The sequence below is a fragment of the Stenotrophomonas sp. PS02298 genome (genome assembly GCF_029959445.1).
In the GTDB taxonomy this organism is placed as follows: domain Bacteria; phylum Pseudomonadota; class Gammaproteobacteria; order Xanthomonadales; family Xanthomonadaceae; genus Stenotrophomonas.
This window is the reverse complement of sequence record NZ_JASCOR010000317.1, coordinates 1-1,475: the sequence shown is the minus strand read 5'-3', so window position 1 is coordinate 1,475 and position 1,475 is coordinate 1. Positions and strand designations below refer to the sequence as shown.

Below are 1,475 nucleotides of genomic sequence, written 5' to 3'. Positions count from 1 at the left end.
CCGCTCCCACAACTGGTTTTCCGGTAATACCTCTGCCGAGCATGGCTCGGCACTACAGCGCGGCTGCGCTGCGCACCTCCACCGTCACGTGCACGATCTCCTCGTGGATCGCCAAGGCACGATGGAACACTTCCGGCGCCACCACGGTTTCAGTCACCACTTCCATCGCGCAGGCATAGCGGCCACGGCCAACCTGCCAGACATGCAGGTCACTGATCCGGGCAGGCACCTCGCCCTGCTCCACCGCTTCGCGGATTTCAGCCACGACCGGTGCGTCCATCTCCGCATCCAGCAGCACGCCGCCGGTCTGCCTGATCAGACCCCAGGCCCAGACCGACACCAGTACCGCGCCAACGATGCCCATCAGCGGGTCCAGCCAGGAGGCGCCGAAGTACAGGCCACCGAGCAGGGCGATGATCGCCAGCACCGAGGTCGCCGCATCGGCCAGTACATGCAGGTAGGCCGAGCGCTGGTTCAGATCATGGTGATGATGGTGGCCGCCATGCGCGTGGTGGTCATGGTCATGCCCATGATGATGGTGTTGATCGCGCAGCCACCATGCGCACAGCAGGTTCACCGCCAAGCCGACCACCGCGATCGCAATGGCCTGCTGGTAATGGATGGGACTGGGTTTGAACACGCGCAGGATGGACTCGAACGCCATGATCGCGGCAACCCCCAGCAACAGGATCGCGCTGGTGAACCCAGCCAGGATCTCGATCTTCCAGGTCCCGAAGGCAAAGCGTGGATCATCGCGGTAGCGCCGTGCGCAGGCATAGGCAAACGCCGCCAAACCGAGCGCCAGCGCATGCGAGCTCATATGCCAGCCATCGGCCAGCACCGCCATCGAGTTGAACCACCAGCCGCCGACGATCTCGATCACCATCATCACGATGGTCAGCACCATCGCGCGCCGGGTATTCTTCTCCGCCATCGGATTGCCATCGCTGAAGGCATGGCTGTGGCGGCGGGATTGAGCGAGCGCATCGAGTTGCATGACGATGGGTTGGGAGAAGGACGGCGTGATCATATACCCCCAAGGGGTATATGATGCCAGCCATGGCTCATATCCAACGCGACAAGAAGAAGCTGCTGACCCGGGTGCGGCGCATCGCCGGCCAGGTAGCGGCCCTGGAACAGGCACTGGAGAACGGCGACGACTGCGACGGCATGCTGGTGCAGATTGCCGCCGCCAAGGGCGCCATGCACGGGCTGATGCTGGAAGTGATGGCCGGGCACCTGAGCGACCATGTCGTCGCGGAAAAGGACCCGGCCAAGCGCGCGCAGGAAGCCGAGGTAGTGCTGGAACTGATGAAGCGCCACGCGAAGTGAGGGTAGTGCCGAGCCATGCTCGGCAAGGGCGTCACCCGTAGCCCATCAGCCCCTGTGGGAGCGGCGTCAGCCGCGAAGCTGACAATCCGTCAGCTCGCAGATACACCGGTGATTGCAGCATTGCCAGCTTCGCGGCTGACGCC

2 protein-coding genes are annotated in these 1,475 nt (G+C 63.9%); one reads left to right on the top strand and one right to left on the bottom strand.

Features of this window, described 5'->3' with window-relative positions; translation table 11 throughout:
- Positions 1–52 precede the first annotated feature (52 nt).
- On the bottom strand, positions 53–997 hold the full coding sequence (gene dmeF, locus QMX78_RS21400) for a CDF family Co(II)/Ni(II) efflux transporter DmeF (RefSeq protein WP_282273466.1): 945 nt from the start codon (positions 995–997) through the stop codon (positions 53–55).
- Positions 998–1,059: 62 nt separating this feature from the next.
- Between dmeF and QMX78_RS21395 the strand changes: the two genes are divergently transcribed.
- Positions 1,060–1,332 carry a metal/formaldehyde-sensitive transcriptional repressor gene (locus tag QMX78_RS21395; RefSeq protein ID WP_282273463.1) on the top strand — a complete coding sequence of 91 codons (273 nt, stop codon included), beginning with the start codon at positions 1,060–1,062 and terminating at the stop codon, positions 1,330–1,332.
- The last annotated feature ends 143 nt before the right edge of the window (positions 1,333–1,475 follow it).